The 18,584-nt window shown below is 64.5% G+C and carries 16 protein-coding genes; 6 read left to right on the top strand and 10 right to left on the bottom strand.

The window, feature by feature from the left end:
• The first annotated feature begins 29 nt into the window (after positions 1-29).
• Positions 30-809 carry a class I SAM-dependent methyltransferase gene (locus tag NTD82_RS22515; protein WP_262130305.1) on the top strand — a complete coding sequence of 260 codons (780 nt, stop codon included), beginning with the start codon at positions 30-32 and terminating at the stop codon, positions 807-809.
• A gap of 60 nt (positions 810-869) precedes the next feature.
• Here the strand turns inward: NTD82_RS22515 and NTD82_RS22510 are convergent, their stop codons facing one another.
• The 3 genes from NTD82_RS22510 to NTD82_RS22500 all read right to left on the bottom strand — a co-directional run bounded on the left by NTD82_RS22510 (position 870) and on the right by NTD82_RS22500 (position 2,807).
• Positions 870-1,505, bottom strand: coding sequence for a TetR/AcrR family transcriptional regulator (locus NTD82_RS22510; RefSeq protein ID WP_095154119.1), 636 nt, complete (start codon positions 1,503-1,505; stop codon positions 870-872).
• Positions 1,506-1,639: 134 nt separating this feature from the next.
• Positions 1,640-2,488, bottom strand: coding sequence for a type 1 glutamine amidotransferase domain-containing protein (locus tag NTD82_RS22505; RefSeq protein WP_262130303.1), 849 nt, complete (start codon positions 2,486-2,488; stop codon positions 1,640-1,642).
• A gap of 13 nt (positions 2,489-2,501) precedes the next feature.
• Positions 2,502-2,807, bottom strand: coding sequence for a putative quinol monooxygenase (locus NTD82_RS22500; protein WP_262130301.1), 306 nt, complete (start codon positions 2,805-2,807; stop codon positions 2,502-2,504).
• A gap of 97 nt (positions 2,808-2,904) precedes the next feature.
• Between NTD82_RS22500 and NTD82_RS22495 the strand changes: the two genes are divergently transcribed.
• The 3 genes from NTD82_RS22495 (at position 2,905) to NTD82_RS22485 (ending at position 8,102) form a co-directional block, all read left to right on the top strand.
• Positions 2,905-3,813, top strand: coding sequence for a LysR substrate-binding domain-containing protein (locus NTD82_RS22495; RefSeq protein WP_262130327.1), 909 nt, complete (start codon positions 2,905-2,907; stop codon positions 3,811-3,813).
• Positions 3,814-3,926: 113 nt separating this feature from the next.
• Positions 3,927-5,027, top strand: a complete 1,101-nt coding sequence (locus tag NTD82_RS22490; RefSeq protein WP_262130300.1) for an efflux RND transporter periplasmic adaptor subunit — start codon at positions 3,927-3,929, stop codon at positions 5,025-5,027.
• 6 nt (positions 5,028-5,033) lie between these two features.
• Positions 5,034-8,102: an efflux RND transporter permease subunit gene (locus NTD82_RS22485; protein WP_262130299.1), complete on the top strand. Its 3,069-nt coding sequence runs from the start codon at positions 5,034-5,036 to the stop codon at positions 8,100-8,102.
• A 64-nt stretch (positions 8,103-8,166) separates the two neighbouring features.
• Here NTD82_RS22485 and NTD82_RS22480 read toward each other — a convergent pair whose 3' ends face one another.
• From NTD82_RS22480 to plsB, 3 genes are all read right to left on the bottom strand, one after another.
• Complete coding sequence (locus tag NTD82_RS22480) at positions 8,167-8,856, bottom strand: DUF4197 domain-containing protein (protein WP_095154114.1); 690 nt, start codon at positions 8,854-8,856, stop codon at positions 8,167-8,169.
• A gap of 38 nt (positions 8,857-8,894) precedes the next feature.
• Positions 8,895-9,293 carry a YbaY family lipoprotein gene (locus tag NTD82_RS22475; RefSeq protein WP_262130297.1) on the bottom strand — a complete coding sequence of 133 codons (399 nt, stop codon included), beginning with the start codon at positions 9,291-9,293 and terminating at the stop codon, positions 8,895-8,897.
• Between the two features lie 111 nt (positions 9,294-9,404).
• Positions 9,405-11,891: a glycerol-3-phosphate 1-O-acyltransferase PlsB gene (plsB, locus tag NTD82_RS22470; RefSeq protein WP_262130296.1), complete on the bottom strand. Its 2,487-nt coding sequence runs from the start codon at positions 11,889-11,891 to the stop codon at positions 9,405-9,407.
• Positions 11,892-12,112: 221 nt separating this feature from the next.
• On the opposite strand from plsB, the gene NTD82_RS22465 reads away from it, so the two are divergent.
• Entirely contained in the window at positions 12,113-12,322 is a 210-nt protein-coding gene (locus NTD82_RS22465; RefSeq protein WP_038996759.1) for a cold-shock protein, read from the top strand.
• 75 nt (positions 12,323-12,397) lie between these two features.
• Here the strand turns inward: NTD82_RS22465 and NTD82_RS22460 are convergent, their stop codons facing one another.
• The 4 genes from NTD82_RS22460 to NTD82_RS22445 all read right to left on the bottom strand — a co-directional run bounded on the left by NTD82_RS22460 (position 12,398) and on the right by NTD82_RS22445 (position 17,478).
• A complete protein-coding gene (locus NTD82_RS22460) occupies positions 12,398-12,775 on the bottom strand; it encodes a hypothetical protein (protein WP_095154111.1) in 378 nt (125 codons plus the stop codon).
• A gap of 18 nt (positions 12,776-12,793) precedes the next feature.
• Positions 12,794-13,606 (bottom strand): putative RNA methyltransferase, encoded by an 813-nt coding sequence (locus NTD82_RS22455; RefSeq protein ID WP_262130292.1) that lies wholly within the window; start codon positions 13,604-13,606, stop codon positions 12,794-12,796.
• Positions 13,606-14,757, bottom strand: a complete 1,152-nt coding sequence (dapE, locus tag NTD82_RS22450; protein WP_095154109.1) for a succinyl-diaminopimelate desuccinylase — start codon at positions 14,755-14,757, stop codon at positions 13,606-13,608. The genes NTD82_RS22455 and dapE overlap by 1 nt, the downstream gene beginning before the upstream one ends.
• Positions 14,758-14,892: 135 nt before the next feature.
• Positions 14,893-17,478 (bottom strand): glycosyltransferase, encoded by a 2,586-nt coding sequence (locus tag NTD82_RS22445; RefSeq protein WP_095154108.1) that lies wholly within the window; start codon positions 17,476-17,478, stop codon positions 14,893-14,895.
• Positions 17,479-17,779: 301 nt separating this feature from the next.
• Here NTD82_RS22445 and tcdA point away from each other — a divergent pair.
• Positions 17,780-18,584 (top strand): tRNA cyclic N6-threonylcarbamoyladenosine(37) synthase TcdA (gene tcdA, locus NTD82_RS22440; RefSeq protein ID WP_262130291.1); only part of this gene is annotated, 805 nt, incomplete at its 3' end.

The following is an 18,584-nucleotide window of genomic DNA, read 5'->3' as shown; positions in this document are numbered from 1 at the left end:
TTTAACTTTTTTTCAGCAGGAAGGTGAGCGTGGAGCAGCGGTTGGAAGGCGGGATCCGGGTCGAGGCTCTGGCTGCGGACTATCAGGCGCGGGCCGAGCAGTGGGCGGCGCGGCTGGGCTTGCCGCTGCTGGATGACGACGCCGCGTTCGCCGTGCAGGTCGGGCCTGACGGGTTGCAGATCCAGCAACTCGGTCCGCAGGCGCCGGGGCCAGTGCGGGTGGATTTCGTCGAGGGCGCGGCGGCGCACCGGCGGGTCTATGGCGGTGGCAGCGGGCAGATGATCGCCAAGGCGGTGGGCATCGCTCAAGGTGTGCGGCCACAGGTGCTGGATGCCACGGCGGGTCTGGGCAAAGACGCCTTCGTGCTCGCCAGCCTGGGTTGCCAGATGCAGTTGATCGAGCGTCAGCCGCTGGTGGCGGCGCTGCTGGAAGATGGCCTGGCCCGTGCCGCGGGAGATGCCGAAGTGGGCGCGATCGTCGCCCGGATGAACCTGCTGCACGGCAACGCCATCGAGCGCATGCGTGACTGGCAGGGCGAGGCGCCGCAGGTGATCTACCTCGACCCGATGTTCCCGCATCGCGACAAAAGCGCCCTGGTGAAAAAGGAAATGCGCGTGTTCCGCCCGCTGGTGGGCGATGACCTCGACGCCCCCGCGCTGCTCGAAGCGGCGCTGGCGCTGGCCACTCACCGGGTGGTGGTCAAGCGCCCGCGCAAGGCGCCGATCATCGACGGGCCGAAGCCGAGCCATAGCCTGGAGGGTAAATCCAGCCGCTATGACATTTATCCGAAGAAGGCGCTGAAGCCTTAGCGTTTTCGAGGGCCTTACCTTGTGGGAGCCGGTCTTGCCGGCGATGAGGCCCTCAGGTTTTCATACCCGATAAGCCCGCAAAAACAGTTTCACCACTTCCTGCACATGCGCCTCGGCGGCCTCGGGCTCCAGCGGCGGCCCATAGCCCAGCAGCAGACGGAAATTGGCGCCGCCCTTGAGCAGGCAGAAAAAATGCTCCGCCGCCGTAGCCGGATTTGCAATCCGCAGCATCCCGCGTTCATCCGCCAGGCGCAGCAGCACCTCGGTCTCGCGCAGCACGCGCAACGGCCCCGCCTCGAAGAAAATCTGCCCGAGCTTCGGGTCCTGGTGCCCCTGCGCAATGATCAGGCGGTGCAGCTTGACCGAGTGATCGCTGTTGATCAGCACCTGGAAGCCGCGCCCGATCTTCACCAGCACCTGTTCCAGCGGCACGCCTTCGGGCAGCTCGAAAATCAACCCGGGCAATTGCGCCTGGCAGGTGGCGACGATTGCCGCGGTGAACAGCGTTTCCTTGTCGTTGAAGTGGCTGTAGACCGTGAGTTTCGACACCCCCGCCGCTGTCGCGACGGCATCCATGCTGGTGCTGGCGTAGCCATTGGTGAGGAACAGCGCCTTGGCGGCGTCGAGGATGGCCTGGCGCTTGGCCAGGTCCTTGGGCCGGCCGGGGCCGTTGGACACTGCGGAATCGTTGGGCATGGCTCGTGTTTACAGGCTGCGAAGGGGCACATGGTACATGTGCATGGCCTGTCGAGCGCAATCCTCGCGTGACGACCGGCCAGGCCCTGACCCTGAGGCGGGGCGCTGGCCGTGAGACGACCGACCACGTCAGATCATTGTTTGCCGGCTTCGCCGAGCTTGCTCACCAACGCCTTCGCCACCTCGTGATCGGAAAACGGGTTTTGCCCGGTGATCAGTTCCCGGTCCACCACCACGTTCGGGCTCCAGGCCGTGGCGTAACTCATGTTGCCGCCCGCGCCTGCCATTGCCTTGGCCGGGTAGAACAGGATGCGCTCGCCGTCGAGCGAGCTTTCGAAGACCTGCTCTTCCGGGTCGGCAAAGATGGTCATGCGGTAGCCCTGATAGATCCAGTCTCTGGCCGCCGGTTTCTCGCCACGCGCCAGCGCCGCCTGATAACCGGCCGGGTCGGCCTGGGCGGACAGCAGCGCAATCGGGCCATGGCAGATCGCCGCGGTCGGCTTGCCGGCCTGATGGAAATGCCGCAGCAGGGCGCCCACTTCCGGGTTGTTGGCCAGGTCGATCAATGGCGCGTGACCGCCCGGGATGAACAGGCCGGCATAGCGGTCCAGGTCGCCTGCCAGCACTTCCTTGATCGACAGGGTGTCGTTGATGTCCGGCAAGCCTTGCACCACCTTCTCGATACGCTGCATTTCCGCCGCATCACCGGCGAAGTACTGCGGATCGACGGAAAGCTTGTCGACGCTCGGCGCATTGCCCTTCGGCGTGACCAGCACCAGCTTGTAGCCGGCCTTGATCAGTTGGTCGGCCGGCACACCGAATTCGTTGAGGTAGTAGCCGGTCGCGTAGTGCTTGCCGTCTTTGAGCGGCAGCACGTTCTCGCTGGACAACAGCACCAGCACTTCGCCCTTGGGCGCGGCGGCGGCGGTGCCGGCGAGCAGCGCGCCGGTTACCGCCAGCGCTATTTTGGTGGTCTTGGTCATTGCAGGCTCCTGATCAGTTGAAGGGGGCGAGGTCCAGCGGGCGGGCCAGGCGCACCTGGGTAGGCGCGGCCAGCCAGTCGGCGGTGGCGCTGCGGTAAGCCTGGTGATGCGGGCTCTGGCGATGGGCTTCGACAGCGGCGTCATCGCGGTACAGTTCGAACAGCTCGAAGGTCGGCGAGTCGCCATCGCGCAGGAACAGGTCGTAGCGCAGGTTGCCCGGCTCGCTGCGGGAATGGCGCACCATCAGGCGCATGGCCTGCTCGACTGCGTCGAGGTATTCAGGCTTGGGGCTGATGGTGGCGAAGATGCTGATGGTCATGAAGTGCTCCCGAAGTTAAGCGCGGTCAATGGACGTCATCTTAGAGACGCCCCTATGATTCGATAATTCGAAAGCTTTTATGTCTATCTTCCAAAAAATGAATATCGCCAAGAAAGACCTGAACCTGCTGCTGGTGTTCCACGTGCTCTATCAGGAGCGCAACGCCTCCGTGGCGGCCGTGCGCATGGCGCTGAGCCAGCCGGCCCTGAGCCACAAGCTGAACAAGCTGCGCCACCAGTTCGGCGATCCGCTGTTCGTTCGCGCACCCCGCGGGCTGACCCCCACACCGCGCGCTCATGAGCTGGCGCCGCACGTCCAGCATCTGGTCGGTGAACTGGAGGCGTTCTACGACCTTTGCGACGGCCAGGACTTCCTTGCCCGCGCCGAGCGGCTGCACCTCTACAGCACCGACTACATGGAGCAGACGCTGTTGCCACGGCTGTTGCCGGTGCTGCGCGAGCAGGCGCCGAACCTCGTGCTGATCACCCACAACACCCGGGGTGAGCTGCCCCGCGAGGAACTGGAAAAGGGCACCTGCGACCTGGCGATCGCCGGCTTCTACAAGGACTTGCCCGACACCTTCCACCAGCAGCGCCTGCTCGGCGAGGACTTCGTGGTGCTGGCTTCGCGGAGCAATCCGCGGCTGAACGACGGCCTCGACCTGCCGGCCTTTCTCGCCTGCGAACACCTGCTCACCACCCTCACCGGGGACCTCGACGGCCTGGTGGACCGGGCGCTTCAGGCCAGGGGGCAGCAGCGGCGGGTGGTGGCCGGCCTGTCCAGCTTCATCGCGCCCACACGGCTGGTTCGCGGCACCGACTTGTTGCTGACTTGCCTGCGTTCACTGGCCGAGGAGGCGGTGGAGCGCGACCCTGACCTGCGCATCCACCGGCTGCCGCTGGACCTTCCGCGGGTGGAAGTGATGCAGATCTGGCACGAGCGCACGCACGCGGACCCGCTGCGGCGGTGGTTCAGGCAACAGGTGGCGGGTGTGTTGCGGGACTAGCGGCACCGGCTCTGCAATGAGGGCTAAAAGCCAGCTTCCCCGGTTCAACACGCTGATTTAATATACCCGCCAGTATAAATATTCGAAGCACCCCTCGCGAAAGGTCATTTCCCATGTTGCGCCATGCCTTGCCCGTCGCTTTGCCCGCTCTGCTCATCGCGTTGTTGTCCGCTTGCGGGCAGGAAAGCACCCCGCCCACCGTCATCCGTCCCGCCATGGTGGTGCAGCCGCAGCCGGCATCGGCGGCGGTGGACAGCTACCCCGGCGAGGTGCGCGCGCGCTTCGAGCCAGAGCTGGCGTTCCGTATCGGCGGTAAGGTAAGCAAACGGTTGGTGGAGGAGGGGCAACGGGTCAAGGCTGACCAGCCGCTGGCTGAGCTGGACCCGCAGGACGTGCGCCTGCAACTGGAAGCGACCCGCGCGCAGATGGCCGCCGCCGAGGCCAATCTGAACCTGGTGCAGGCCGAGCGCGATCGCTACAAGACGCTGCTGGACCGGCAGATGGTCAGTCACTCGCAATACGACAACGCGGAAAACCTCTATCGCTCGGGTCTGGCCCGTCTCAAGCAGATGCGTGCCGAGTTCGACGTGGCCGGCAACCAGGCCGGTTATTCGGTGCTGCGCGCGTCCCAAGATGGCGTGGTCGCCAAACGTCAGGTGGAAGTCGGCCAGGTGGTCGCCGCTGGTCAGACCGTGTTCACCCTGGCCGCCGATGGCGAGCGTGAGGTGCTGATCAGCCTGCCGGAGCAGAACTTCGGTCGCTTCGCGGTGGGCCAGCCGGTGGCGGTGGAGCTGTGGTCGCAACCCGGCCAGCGTTTCGAGGGCCGCATCCGCGAGCTGTCGCCCGCCGCCGATCCGCGTTCGCGCACCTTCGCCGCGCGCATTGCCTTCAACACCGGCAAGGTGCCGGCTGAGCTGGGCCAGAGCGCCCGGGTCTTTATCCAGCACGCCGAGCAGATCCCGCTGGCGGTGCCGCTCTCGGCGCTGAGCGCGGAGAACGGCGAGACCTACGTCTGGCGTGTCGATGCCAACAACACCCTGAAACGCACCCCGGTACGGGTCGGCGCCTATGGCCAGGACAGCGTGCCGGTGCTCGAAGGCCTGAGCGCGTCCGACTGGGTGGTCGCCGCCGGCGGCCATGTGCTGCACGAGGGGCAGGAAGTACGGCCGGTGGACCGGTCCAATCGCGTGGTGAATCTGGCGGCCAAGGAGTAAGTCCCGATGGGTTTCAACCTCTCCGCCTGGGCCTTGCGCAACCGGCAGATCGTGCTGTTCCTGATGCTCCTGCTGGCTATCGTCGGGGCGTTGTCCTACACCAAATTGGGTCAGAGTGAAGACCCGCCGTTCACCTTCAAGGCCATGGTCATCCGCACCTTGTGGCCGGGCGCCAGCGCCGAGGAAGTCTCGCGGCAGGTCACCGAGCGTATCGAAAAGAAGCTGATGGAGACCGGCGAGTACGAAAAGATCGTGTCGTTCTCGCGGCCCGGTGAATCGCAGGTCACTTTCATGGCCCGCGACTCGATGCATTCGGCGCAGATTCCCGAGCTGTGGTACCAGATCCGCAAGAAGATCGCGGACATCCGCCACACCCTTCCTCCTGGTATCCAGGGGCCGTTCTTCAACGACGAGTTCGGCACCACCTTCGGCAATATCTACGCGCTGACCGGCAACGGTTTCGACTACGGCGTGCTCAAGGACTACGCCGACCGGGTGCAGATTCAACTGCAGCGGGTCAAGGACGTCGGCAAGGTCGAACTGCTTGGCCTGCAGGACGAGAAAATCTGGATCGAGCTGTCCAACACCAAGCTGTCCACCCTCGGTCTGCCGCTGGAGGCGGTGCAAAAAGCGCTGGAAGAACAGAACGCGGTGAGCACTGCGGGCTTCTTCGAAACCCCGACCGAGCGCCTGCAATTGCGCGTGACCGGACGCTTCGACAGTGTCGAGCAGATCGAGCAGTTCCCGATCCGCGTGGGCGAGCGCACCTTCCGCATCGGCGACGTCGCCCAGGTGCACCGCGGCTTCAATGATCCGCCCGCGCCGCGCATGCGCTTCATGGGCGAGGACGCCATCGGCCTGGCCGTTTCGATGAAGGCGGGCGGCGATATTCTGGTGCTGGGCAAGGCGCTGGAAGTCGAATTCGCCCGTATCGCCAACAACTTGCCGGCGGGCATGGAACTGCGCAAGGTTTCCGACCAGCCCGCGGCGGTGAAGACCGGCGTCGGCGAGTTCGTCCGCGTGCTGGTGGAAGCGCTGGCGATCGTGTTGCTGGTGAGCTTCTTCTCCCTCGGCATGCGCACCGGCCTGGTGGTGGCGCTGGCGATTCCGCTGGTGCTGGCGATGACCTTCGCCGCGATGTATTACTTCGGCATCGGCCTGCACAAGATTTCCCTCGGCGCGCTGGTGCTGGCGCTGGGCCTGCTGGTGGACGACGCGATCATTGCCGTGGAGATGATGGCGATCAAGATGGAACAGGGCTTCGACCGCTTCAAGGCGGCGAGCTATGCCTGGACCAGCACCGCCTTCCCGATGCTCACCGGCACCCTGATCACCGCGGCGGGCTTCCTGCCCATCGCCACCGCGCAATCCGGCACCGGCGAATACACCCGCTCGATCTTCCAGGTGGTGACCATCGCCCTGTTGGCGTCATGGGTGGCGGCGGTGGTGTTCGTGCCGTACCTGGGCGAACGCCTGCTGCCGGACCTGGCGAAATTGCACCGGGAGAAACACGGCACCGGCGAGGGCGAGACGGACCCTTATGGCACGCCGTTCTACCAGCGCGTGCGCCGCGTGGTGAGCTGGTGCGTGGCCCGGCGCAAGACGGTGATCGTGCTGACCATCGCCTTGTTCGTCGGCAGTGTGATGAGCTTCCGCTTCGTCGAGCAGCAGTTCTTCCCGGCCTCCGGTCGCCTGGAACTGATGGTGGACCTGAAGCTGGCGGAAGGTGCGTCGCTGGCCAACACCGCCGAGCAGGTCAAGCGTGTGGAGGCGTTGCTCAAGGCGCGTCCGGGCATCGACAACTATGTGGCGTACGTCGGCACCGGTTCGCCGCGCTTCTACCTGCCGCTGGACCAGCAGTTGCCGGCGGCCAGCTTTGCTCAGTTCGTCGTGCTGGCTAAAACCATCGAAGACCGCGAAGCGCTGCGCACCTGGCTGATCGAAACCCTCAATGAGCAATTCCCCGACCTGCGTTCGCGGGTGACCCGTCTGGAGAACGGTCCGCCCGTGGGCTATCCGGTGCAGTTCCGGGTGACCGGCGAGCATATCGAGCAGGTCCGCGCCCTGGCGCGCAAGGTGGCGGCCAAGGTGCGCGAGAACCCGCACGTGGCCAACGTCCACCTGGACTGGGAAGAGCCGAGCAAAGTGGTCTACCTGAATATCGATCAGGACCGCGCCCGCGCCCTTGGCGTCAGCACGGCGAACCTGTCGAAGTTCCTGCAAAGCTCGTTGACCGGCAGCAGCGTCAGCCAGTACCGCGAGGACAATGAACTGATCGAAATCCTGCTGCGCGGCACCGAGGAAGAACGCACCGAACTGGCTCATCTGTCGAGCCTGTCAGTGCCCACCGACAATGGCCGCAGCGTGGCCCTGTCGCAGGTGGCGACCCTGGAATATGGCTTCGAAGAAGGCATCATCTGGCACCGCAACCGCCTGCCGAGCGTGACCGTCCGTGCCGACATCTACGGCAAGGATCAGCCGGCGACCCTGGTCAAGCAGATCCTGCCGACCCTGGAGTCGGTGCGGGCCGAACTGCCGGATGGCTACTTGCTTGATGTCGGCGGCACGGTCGAAGACTCGGCGCGCGGGCAGAACTCGGTGAACGCCGGCGTGCCGCTGTTCGTGGTGGTGGTGCTGACCCTGCTGATGCTGCAACTGCGCAGCTTCTCGCGGATGGCGATGGTGTTCCTCACCGCGCCGCTGGGGCTGATCGGTGTGGTGCTGTTCCTGATGGTGTTCCGCCAACCGTTCGGCTTCGTCGCCATGCTTGGGACCATCGCCTTGTCGGGGATGATCATGCGCAACTCGGTGATCCTGGTGGATCAGATCGAGCAGGACATCGCGGCGGGGCTGGGCCGCTGGCAGGCGATCATCGAGGCGACGGTGCGCCGCTTCCGGCCGATCGTGCTGACCGCCCTGGCGGCGGTGCTGGCGATGATTCCGCTGTCACGGAGCGTGTTCTTCGGACCGATGGCGGTGGCGATCATGGGCGGGCTGATCGTGGCGACGGCGTTGACCTTGCTGTTCCTGCCGGCGTTGTATGCGGCGTGGTTCAGGGTCAAGCGGGAGGAGTGAGTGTCGGGCCTGTCTGGATATCTCCAGGCAGGCCCAAAACCCTGTGGGGCGGTGCAGCGCAGGATCAGAGGGCGCCAAACACCTTCTTGGCCAGGCTGGTCGCCGCTGCCGCCGGGTTCTGGCGGATGGTCTCTTCCTGCTTGCCGATCATCTCGAACAGCCCGTTGAGCGCCTGCTCGGTCACATAGCTTTCGATGTTCGCGCTCTTGGCATCCACCACGCCAAGGCTCGCGGCCTGTCCGGCGAAGCTGTTGTATTGCTTGGCGAGGCCAACCTGATCGGTCGCCTGCTTGACGATCGGCAGGAACTTGGCGCGGATCTGTTCCCGGCTGGTCTTGCTCAGGTACTGGGTCGCCGAGTCGTTGCCGCCGCTGAGAATGTTCTTGGCGTCATCCACGGTCATTTTCTTCACCGCGTCCACCAACAGCGCCTGCGCTTGCGGAACAGCCGCTTCGGCGGCCTTGTTCATGCTGGTTTCGAGTTGCTCGACCTGTTCACCCATGCCGAGCATTTTCATTTTGCTCGCGACTTTGCCGAGTTTACCCGGCAGTTCGATGCGTACGTCCTGGTTGTTGCTGAAACCACCGGGCGCACCCAGTTGTTTCACGGCAATCTGCGCGCCTTGAGTCAGGGCGTCTTTCAGGCCGCCGGCGGCGTCTTTCTGGCTCAGGTCGCCAAGCGACAGGGCCATGGCACTGGCCGACAGCAGCAGGCCTGCGCACAGGCCGGTAAAGGTGAGAGCGGGGCGGAACATGGCAGCATCCTTCATCGGGGAGCGATTGAGCGGGGACATCAGCGGACCTGATCAACCTTGATCCGCAGCGGTTGTGGGTCGTTGCCGTCGAGCTTGACGCTGTGCTGTTCGGTGCTGATGAACAGCAACTTGCCGTCCAGCTCGATCCGCGCACTCACCGCGTAGCGGTGGCCGGGTTTGACCTGGGCGGTGTTGTATTGCAGGTGGAAAGGCAGCGGCACCTGGCCGGAAACCTTGCCGCTCTGGCGTGCCAGGGTCACCGCGGGTGCGTCGGCCAGCGAGACGTCAATCAGGCTGACATCGAGTGTGGCGGCGGGCGGCAGGGCGATGCGTTGCAGGTAGAAAACCTCGCCGTCCAGCGTGGCTTTCGAGTCGGGGGTGTGGCTTGAGCAGGCTGCCAGCAGCGAGGCGCAGCACAGCGTGAAGAGTTTTTTCATGGAGTCTCCTGTCCTTGATGCCGGCTTGTGGCCGGCATCGAGGACTTTAGCGGATTTTTTGGTAATCGACTTCCCGCGGTGCTGTCGGAGTTTTCGTCGATTACCCGTGGTTCAAGGCTGCTCGGGACCGGCGTGTTCTTCGCGGTGCAGGGCGACCTGGCGGATCGACAGGCGCACTTCCGCCGACAGCACGCGCTTGGCCGCGCCTTCGGCCAGTTCGCCGAGTTTCTCGTGGAAGCCCAGCTTGCCGGCGTCGTCCGGCACCAGCACGCCTTGCTCCACCAGGGTCTGGATGAAGTGGCGGAACAGGCTCTTGTCGAAGAACTCTGGAGCATTGAGTCCGTGCAGGATCGACAGGCGCTGGGCCATCACCACGCAGAGGTCTTCCAGCTCTTCGGCGCTGAGGCTGTGCTGGCCGCTGTTGAGGAGCAACGAGGTGGCCATGTAGAAGCGCTGCAGCGTCTGGGTAATCGCCCGCGCCAGCAGGGTCAGCAGCACGAACTGCCGCGAACTCGGCGCCGGGCGCAGGTAGACGCCGTTCTCGTAGCGCAGCAGGCCCTGTTCGACGAAGGCTTGCAGCCACTGGTCGATCACCCCGTCCAGCTCCTCCAGCTCCCAGCGCAGGAACAGCTCCGATTGCAGGTACGGGTACAGCGCACGGGCGTATTGCAGGATCAGTTCGCGGCTCATCCGCGAGCTGCTCTGGAAGAAGCTCGCCAGCAGCGCCGGCAGGGCGAAGATGTGCAGGACGTTGTTGCGGTAATAGGTCATCAGCACCGCGTTCTGCTCGTCCAGATACAGGATCCGGCCCAGGGCATCACGCTGCTCGGCCAGCAGGTCCATGCCCCGCACGTGGCTGATCAGCGCCAGGCCGTCGCCTTCCGGCAGGGTGGTGTGCGGCGAGTAGGGCACCTGGCGCAGCAGCGCGAGGTAAAGGTCGAGAATACGGGTCAGGGCGCGTTCGTCCAGGGCCAGGCGGCTGGTGGACAGCAGCGCCACCGCCACCAGGTTGACCGGGTTGACCGCCGCCGCTTCGTTCAGGTGCTGGGCGACTTTCTCACCCAGGCGTGAGGTGGTTTCGTTCAGCCATGCCGGACGGAACTGCGGCCCGAGTTGCTGTTCGCGCCAGCCGGGTTGCTGCTGGTCGAGGAAGTTGCCGAGGCGGATCGGCTCGCCGAAGTTCACCGAGACCTGGCCGAAGCGCTGCTTCAGCGCGCCGAGCACCTTGAAGATGTCGAAGATCGATTCCTTCTTCTTGCTCGCCCCGCGCAGCTCGCCCAGGTAAGTGCGGCCTTCCAGCACCCGTTCGTAGCCGATGTACACCGGGACGAAGACGATCGGCGTGCGCGAGGAGCGCAGGAAGCTGCGCAGGGTGATCGCCAGCATGCCGGTCTTCGGTTGCAGCATGCGCCCGGTGCGCGAGCGTCCGCCTTCGACGAAGTACTCCACCGGGAAACCCTTGGTGAACAGGGTGTGCAGGTATTCGTTGAACACTGCGGTGTACAGCGGGTTGCCCTTGAAGGTACGGCGCATGAAGAAGGCGCCGCCGCGCCGTAGCAGGCCGCCGATCACCGGCATGTTGAGGTTGATCCCGGCGGCGATGTGCGGCGGGGTCAGGCCATTGCGGAACAGCAGGTAGGACAGCAGCAGGTAGTCGATATGGCTGCGGTGGCACGGCACATAGATCACTTCGTGACCCGGGGCGATGCCCTGGACCTGCTCGATATGATTGACCTTGATGCCGTCGTAGATCTTGTTCCAGAACCAGCTCAGCACCACTTCGAGGAAGCGGATGGCGGTGTAGGTGTAGTCCGAGGCGATTTCGTTGCCGTAGCGCAGGGCGATGGCTTCGGCCTTGGCCACCGGGATTTTCTCGCGCTCGGCTTCATCGGCGATGGCCTGGCGCACCAGCGGGTCGTGGATCAGGCCCTTGACCAGATTGCGCCGGTGCGAGATGTCGGGGCCGATGACCGCACTCTTCAGATTGCGGAAGTGCACCCGCAGCAGGCGCTGGGCCATGCGTACGGTGCGTTCGTGGCCCTTGTTGTGATCGACCAGCTCGCGCAGGTGGATCGGCGCGGAAAACTGCACGCGGGTCTTGCGACCGAGGATCAGAATGGTCAGTAACCGGCGCAGGCGCCCGGTGACCGCCCAGCTATCGGCGAACAGCAGTTTCCACGGGCTCGACTCGCTGGCCGGTGACTGGCCCCAGAACACGCTGACCGGAATGATCTGCGCATCCTGTTCCGGCTGCTGGTTCACCGCGCTGACCAGACGGCCAAGGGTTGGCGGCGCGCCACGCTTGTATTGGCGGCCGAGCCAGTCCGGTTCCGGGGTCAGGTAGAAGAAGGCGGCCGGCTCCATCAGGTCGCCGACGGCGACGGGCAGAACCGGGCGTGGCAGCCCTGCTTTGGTGCATTCACGGTCAATGACCGCGAGGTCGGTCAGCGAGGGCGATTGCAGAGCATAGAACACCGGACGGCTGCGGTCCAGGTTGAGCGTGAAGGAGGACTGATTGATGGTCTCGGAGCGAACCCATAGGTACAACAGTCGGCGCAGGGCACCGAAAATCAGGCGGCGCAGGGGAGAACGGGTCATACGGTGTCTGCTCTGAAAAATGGGACGCAAGTGCAGCTTGACGGGCAAGTGTGCCGTATCCGCGCAAGTTCAGCAAAAAGCGGTCAGGTCATAAAAAATATTTCATGTCTGTCTTATACTCGGTCCGCCACTTGCAAGATTAATCAGCAAGCGGCGTAGTCCAGGCCGTAAAAATCCTGGCCGACAAGGCGAGTCCAAAATAAAAATCCGGAGTGTTACAGATGTCGTCTCGTGAGACTGGAAGTGTGAAATGGTTCAACGACGCCAAAGGCTATGGCTTCATTCAGCGTGAGGGCGGGGCGGACGTCTTCGTTCACTACCGCGCGATTCGTGGCGAGGGTCACCGTACCCTGCTCGAAGGGCAACAGGTTGAGTACAACCTGACCCAAGGCCAGAAAGGGCTTCAGGCGGAAGACGTCGTAGGCCTCTGAAGGCCGGCAATGGCGTCAAGCCATAAGCTGCAAGTGGACCGTGCCTCTTGCAGCTTGTAGCTTGCGAGTGATCCCTCAGTGGGTTCTCCAGGTAATCTCTTCTTCACCATCGGCACTGATCCGGATCCAGCGATCGGCGTCGTCTTCACCTTCTTCCTCGACCCAGGTGCCCGGTGCGCAACGTACTTCGACGTTCAGCGCAGCAAAGGCGGCGCGGGCGCAGGCGATGTCGTCTTCCCACGGGGTCTTGTCACTTTCCAGGTAAAGACTGTTCCATTTTCCTACGGCCTTGGGCAACCAGGTAACAGGAATGTCACCGGCGGTGCACTTGAAGGTCTGGCCTTTCTGCTTCCATTCGCTGCACGGACCCAGCGCGGCCTCCAGCCAGGCGGCGATCTGCTTGTGATCGACGTCGGCGTCCTTCAGGTAAATCTCGATATCGGGTTGGCGCATGGGGATCTCCGGGAGGGCTCAGTCTTGCAGCACAAAATAGTCGTAGCGCATTGAAACGGTGACTTCCAGCGGCTCGGCCTGCTCGATCACCGCGGCGCGGCGTTCGGCGCTGGCGCGCCAGCCGTGCGGGGTCATGGCCAGCAGGTTGGCGCGGTCGGCGGGGAGGCTCAGGCTCAGGCGAAACTCCAGGGTTTCACCGTGGGCGTGGGCCATGTCCGCCGGCACCAGGGCCAGGTGCTTGTCGTCGGCGTAGTCGCGCACTTCATCGTAGAGCTTCTGGCGCAGTTCCATCAGGTGGCCGCTGGTCGGTCCGACCCGCATCAGGCCGCCGCCAGGGCTGAGCAGGCGGCGGGCCTCCTGCCAGTCCAGCGGGCTGAAGACGCTGGCGATGAACTGGCAACTGGCGTCGGCCAGCGGCACGCGGGCCATGCTCGCCACCAGCCAGGTCAGCGCCGGGCTGCGTTTGCAGGCGCGCTTGACCGCCTCGCGGGAGATGTCCAGGGCGTAACCGTCCGCTCCGGGCAAGGCGTCGGCGATCTGCGCGGTGTAGTAACCCTCGCCACAGCCGATGTCCAGCCAGCGCCCGGGGGCGCGTTCGGCGGCCAGTTCGGCCAGGCGCCGGGCGACCGGCGCGTAGTGGCCGGCGTTGAGGAAGTCGCGGCGGGCCTCGACCATGGCCTGGTTGTCGCCAGGATCACGGCTGTTCTTGTGCTGCACCGGCAACAGGTTCAGGTAGCCCTGGCGGGCGCGATCGAAACGGTGGCCGGCCGGGCAGCCGACACCGTTGTCGAGGGCGCTCAGCGGCGCGGTGCAGAGGGGACAGGTGAGCATCAGGCAAGCAACCGGATCAGGGTCTGGTAGTAGATTTCGGTCAGCACATCGAGGTCGCTGGCGAGAACGCGCTCGTTGACCTGGTGGATGGTGGCGTTGACCGGGCCCAGCTCGACCACCTGGGTGCCGAGGGTGGCGATGAAGCGGCCATCGGAGGTGCCGCCGCTGGTGGAGGCGTGGGTCTCGCGGCCGGTGACCGCCTTGATGCTGGCCGACACGGCGTCGAGCAGGTCACCCGGCTCGGTCAGGAATGGCAGGCCGGACAGCGCCCAATCGATGTCCCACTCCAGTTGATGCTTGTCGAGGATCGCCGCGACGCGCTGTTGCAGGCCTTCGACGGTGGACTCGGTGGAGAAGCGGAAGTTGAACAGCGCGGTCAGGTCGCCCGGAACCACGTTGGTGGCGCCGGTGCCGGAGTTCAGGTTGGAAATCTGGAAGCTGGTCGGCGGGAAGAACGCGTTGCCTTCGTCCCAGTGCTCGGCGGCCAGTTCGGCCAGGGCCGGAGCGGCCAGGTGGATCGGGTTCTTCGCCAGGTGCGGATAGGCCACGTGGCCTTGCTTGCCGCGAACGGTGAGCTTGGCACCGAGGGAGCCACGGCGACCGTTCTTGACCACATCGCCCACCAGCGTGGTGCTCGACGGTTCGCCGACGATGCACCAGTCCAGACGCTCGCCGCGTTCGCGCAGACGCTCTACCACCGCCTTGGTGCCGTGGTGGGCCGGGCCTTCTTCGTCACTGGTGATCAGGTAGGCGATTTTACCGCGGTGGTTCGGGTAGTCGGCGACGAAGCGCTCGGTGGCGACGATCATGGACGCCAGGCTGCCTTTCATGTCAGCGGCGCCGCGGCCGCAGAGCATGCCGTCGGCGTCGATCAGCGCGTCGAACGGGTCGTTCTGCCAGGCCTGCACCGGGCCGGTGGGCACCACGTCGGTGTGACCGGCGAAGCACAGCACGGGACCGTCCTGGGTGCCATGGGTGGCCCAGAAATTGTCCACGTCCTCGAAGGGCATCGGTTCCAGCATGAAACCCGCGTCGCCCAAGCGCTGCATCATCTGTTTCTGGCAGTCGAAGTCGAGCGGGGTCACCGAGGGACGGCGAATCAGGTCGCAGGCCAGTTCGAGGGTGGGCGAGAGTTCGGCGCGGGCCGTCATGGGGGACTCCGGGAGCAAGGCAGGGGGGTACGATTTTGGGGCGTTATCTTATAGCAAAAGAGCCCAAAAGGGCCCTTTTGATGAGGCAGGACGTCGTCATTGTGGGCGCGAGCAGGCTCGCTCCCACCGCTTTTGTTATGCCTGTGCCGGCTCTACCGCTTCGACCGGTTTGGGCAGCGACGACAGCAGCGCCATGATCAGCGCCGCCACATACGGCAGCGACTGCACCAGCAGCATGGCCACCCAGAAGCGCATGTCATTGCTCGGCAGGCCCTGGACCAGATAGATCCCGGCTGCCGCGCCCCACAACAGCAGCATGATGAACAGTTCTTCCCGCGCTTCCGACAGCGCCACCAGCACGCCGTGGCTGTCGGCGTTTTTCGGTGTGCGGAAGAACGGAATGCTGGTGGTGAAGAAGCCGTACAGCACCGCTTTGGCGATGGTGTGAGACAGCGCCAGACCCGCCAGCGCGGCGGCGAAGGCGTCTTTCATGTTGACCCCGACCGCGCGGCGATACAGGAACACGATCTTGCCCACCTTGAAGAAGAACAGCGCCAGCGGCGGGATCGCGAAGATCAGCAGCGGCGGATCGACCCGCTGCGGCACGATGATCATCGCCGCCGACCAGAGCAGTGCACCGACAGTGAAGAAGATGTTCATGCCATCAGCGACCCACGGCAGCCAGCCCGCGAGGAAGTGGTAGCGCTGGCCACGGGTCAGCTCGGTGTCCTTGCCGCGCAGCAGGCTGGCGGTGTGGCGCTTGATGATCTGGATCGCGCCATAGGCCCAGCGGAATCGCTGCTTCTTGAAGTCGATGAAGGTGTCCGGCATCAGCCCCTTGCCGTAGCTGTTGTGGGAATAGGCGGCGGAATAGCCTTTTTCGAACACCCGCAGGCCCAGCTCGGCGTCTTCGCAGATGCACCAGTCGGCCCAGCCCAGTTCTTCCAGGACCGAGCGCCGGGTCATGGTCATGGTGCCGTGCTGGATGATCGCGTCGCGGTCGTTGCGGGTGACCATGCCGATATGGAAGAAGCCCTTGTATTCGGAGTAGCAGAGCTTCTTGAAGGTGCTTTCGTTCTGGTCGCGGTAATCCTGCGGCGACTGCACCACGGCGATTTTCGGGTCGGCGAAGTGCGGCACCATGTGCTTGAGCCAGTTGCGGTCGACGCAGTAGTCCGAGTCGATGACCGCGATCACTTCGGCATCCTTGGCGGTATGCGGGATCAGGTAGTTCAGCGCGCCGCCCTTGAAACCGGCCAGGGGCGAGACGTGGAAGAACTTGAAGCGCTCGCCCAGCAGTTCGCAGTGGGCCTTGATCGGCTCCCAGACCGCCGGGTCCTTGGTGTTGTTGTCGATGATCAGGACTTCGTAGTCCGGATAATCCAGCGCTGCCAGCGCATCGAGGGTCTGTTTGACCATCTCCGGCGGCTCGTTGTAGCACGGCACATGCACCGAGACTTTGGGCCGGTAGGCTTCGTCCGAGTGCACCGGCAGGAATTCCCGGCGCCGTTTGTTCCAGACGGTTTCGGCCAGTTCGTGGGCCTCGGTCAGCAGCACGATGAACACCCCGAGCGCACCGAGGGCGAGCAGGATGCCAACGGTCAGGCTGAACCAGGTGCTGTATTGCTGGCTGTAGTCATAGCCGATCCATACCAGCACCGAACCGCAGAGGAACGCGGTGAAGGTCAGGAAGGTGCGCCCGCGCTGGCGCAGGGCCGAACCGTCGATCAGCAGCAGGGTCAGCGACAGCAAGGCCAGCACCACCGAGCCCACCGCCAGCACCCGCCATTGCGGGATCGCCACGACCGGGCCGGTGAAGTTGAATTTCTGTTGGCGGGCGGCGTTGAACACGCCCCAGTAGGCGCCGACCGAGCCTTCGTCGCTGACTTTCCACGGCTGGTCGTAGGCTTCGATGACGAAGTAGTTGTAGCCCTGGCGGTTCAGCTTGTTGACCAGGGTGCGCAGGTAGATGGCCTGGTCCGCCTGGGTGGCGTCGGCGCCACCGCGCATGCGGCCGTTGCTCGGCCAGCCGACTTCCGACAGCAGCAGCGGTTTGCGCGGGAACAGGTGCTTGAGGTCGCGTGCTCGGTCGAGCACGAACTGGCCGGCGTCCTTCATCGGGATGAATTCCCAGTACGGCAGGATGTGAGCGGCCACCAGGTCGACGTGCTTGGCCAGCTCCGGGTGTTCTTTCCAGATGTGCCACTGCTCACTGGTGGTCACCGGCACTTTGACGGCTGCGCGGACCCGGTCGAGGTACTGGATCAGCGCCTCGGGGGTGATCTCTTCGCGGAACAACGCCTCGTTGCCCACCATGACCCGCACGACGCTGCGCGAGGTGTTGGCCAGTTCGATGGCTTTCTGGATTTCCCGCTCGTTGCGCTCCTGATCCGGGCTGATCCACACGCCGAGGGTCACCCGCAGGCCGAACTCCTCGGCCAGACGCGGGATTTCCGCCTGGGTGCCCTCTACGGTGTAGATACGGATGCTGTCGGTCAGCTTGCTGAGTTGCTCGAGGTCTTCGCGCAGCTCGGCTTCGGTCGGGTACTGACCTTTCTGTGGGCTTTGTCCGAGCCGGAACGGTGAATAGGAGAAACCGGAGATCTGCTCCGGCCAGTCGGGAGCGGAAACCGGGCGGTTGATCAACGCCCAGAACCCAGTGAAAAGCGCGGCGATCGCCATGACAATCACCAGGTTGAGACCAAATTTACGCGATGACATAGATAGTTCGGGTTCCGGAGGGTGGAACGGGCCAGCGCGAGGTGCGCGGATCCAGGGCGACGCTCAGTCATTTACTGCAGCAACGATGACCAGGCAGCCGTTGGATTTCCTTCAGAGGATGAAGTTCTGAATCCCGTAGTTTGTCGTCCAAGACTTTTTGTAGCGTAGGACATTTTGCCGGGACCTTAGCAGCATTGGTGCCATCATTACCAATGTGCGGACCGTCCGATGATGTGCCGGGCGGGCTGTCATTGTTCCCCGAGGGGCCTATAATGCGCGCCGGTTTTTCAGGGTTGGGCCCATGACTACAGATGATCTACGGTTCGCCGGTGTTGCCCGGCTTTACGGCCAGAAGGGCCTGCAACGCCTGCGCGCCGCGCATGTCGCGGTGGTCGGTATTGGCGGCGTCGGCTCCTGGGCGGCGGAAGCCATGGCCCGCAGCGGCGTGGGCGAAATCTCGCTGTTCGACCTCGATGACGTCTGCGTGAGCAACACCAACCGCCAGTTGCACGCGCTGGACGGCAATGTCGGCAAGCCCAAGGTCGAGGTCACCGCCGAGCGCCTGCGCGCTATCAACCCGGATTGCACGGTGCATGCGGTGGCGGATTTCGTCACCCGCGACACCATGGCCGAGTACATCACCGAGGAGATCGATTGCGTGATCGACTGCATCGACAGTGTGATGGCCAAGGCGGCGCTGATCGCCTGGTGCAAACGCCGCAAGATCACCGTTATCAGCACCGGCGGCGCCGGCGGGCAGCTTGATCCGACCAAGATCCAGGTTGCCGACCTCAACCGCACGGTCAACGACCCGCTGGCGTCGCGGGTGCGCTCGACGCTGCGCCGCGACTGGAACTTCTCGCGCAATGTCAGCCGCAACTACGGCGTGCCCTGCGTGTTTTCCACCGAGCAGTTGCGTTACCCGGACGTGGAGGGCGGTATCTGCCTGCAGAAGAGTTTTGCCGGTGAGAGCGTCAAGCTGGACTGCGCCGGCGGTTTAGGCGCGGTGATGATGGTCACGGCCACCTTCGGCATGGTGGCCGCGAGCAAGGCGGTGGAGAAACTGGTGGGGGGGGGGGGCCCCCCCGCCCCGCCCCCAAAACCAC

The sequence above is a fragment of the Pseudomonas sp. 5P_5.1_Bac1 genome (assembly GCF_025466015.1).
In the GTDB taxonomy this organism is placed as follows: Bacteria; Pseudomonadota; Gammaproteobacteria; order Pseudomonadales; family Pseudomonadaceae; genus Aquipseudomonas.
This window is presented reverse-complemented; position numbering and strand designations above follow the sequence as displayed.

Bases quoted from the DNA above. Each gene is read 5' to 3' on its own strand.
- NTD82_RS22510 (WP_095154119.1), bottom strand. From the start codon at position 1,505: ATGCCCAACGATTCCGCAGTGTCCAACGGCCCCGGCCGGCCCAAGGAC.
- NTD82_RS22505 (WP_262130303.1), bottom strand. From the start codon at position 2,488: ATGACCAAGACCACCAAAATAGCGCTGGCGGTAACCGGCGCGCTGCTC.
- NTD82_RS22500 (WP_262130301.1), bottom strand. From the start codon at position 2,807: ATGACCATCAGCATCTTCGCCACCATCAGCCCCAAGCCTGAATACCTC.
- NTD82_RS22495 (WP_262130327.1), top strand. From the start codon at position 2,905: ATGAATATCGCCAAGAAAGACCTGAACCTGCTGCTGGTGTTCCACGTG.
- NTD82_RS22490 (WP_262130300.1), top strand. From the start codon at position 3,927: ATGTTGCGCCATGCCTTGCCCGTCGCTTTGCCCGCTCTGCTCATCGCG.
- NTD82_RS22485 (WP_262130299.1), top strand. From the start codon at position 5,034: ATGGGTTTCAACCTCTCCGCCTGGGCCTTGCGCAACCGGCAGATCGTG.
- NTD82_RS22480 (WP_095154114.1), bottom strand. From the start codon at position 8,856: ATGTTCCGCCCCGCTCTCACCTTTACCGGCCTGTGCGCAGGCCTGCTG.
- NTD82_RS22475 (WP_262130297.1), bottom strand. From the start codon at position 9,293: ATGAAAAAACTCTTCACGCTGTGCTGCGCCTCGCTGCTGGCAGCCTGC.
- plsB (WP_262130296.1), bottom strand. From the start codon at position 11,891: ATGACCCGTTCTCCCCTGCGCCGCCTGATTTTCGGTGCCCTGCGCCGA.
- NTD82_RS22465 (WP_038996759.1), top strand. From the start codon at position 12,113: ATGTCGTCTCGTGAGACTGGAAGTGTGAAATGGTTCAACGACGCCAAA.
- NTD82_RS22460 (WP_095154111.1), bottom strand. From the start codon at position 12,775: ATGCGCCAACCCGATATCGAGATTTACCTGAAGGACGCCGACGTCGAT.
- NTD82_RS22455 (WP_262130292.1), bottom strand. From the start codon at position 13,606: ATGCTCACCTGTCCCCTCTGCACCGCGCCGCTGAGCGCCCTCGACAAC.
- dapE (WP_095154109.1), bottom strand. From the start codon at position 14,757: ATGACGGCCCGCGCCGAACTCTCGCCCACCCTCGAACTGGCCTGCGAC.
- NTD82_RS22445 (WP_095154108.1), bottom strand. From the start codon at position 17,478: ATGTCATCGCGTAAATTTGGTCTCAACCTGGTGATTGTCATGGCGATC.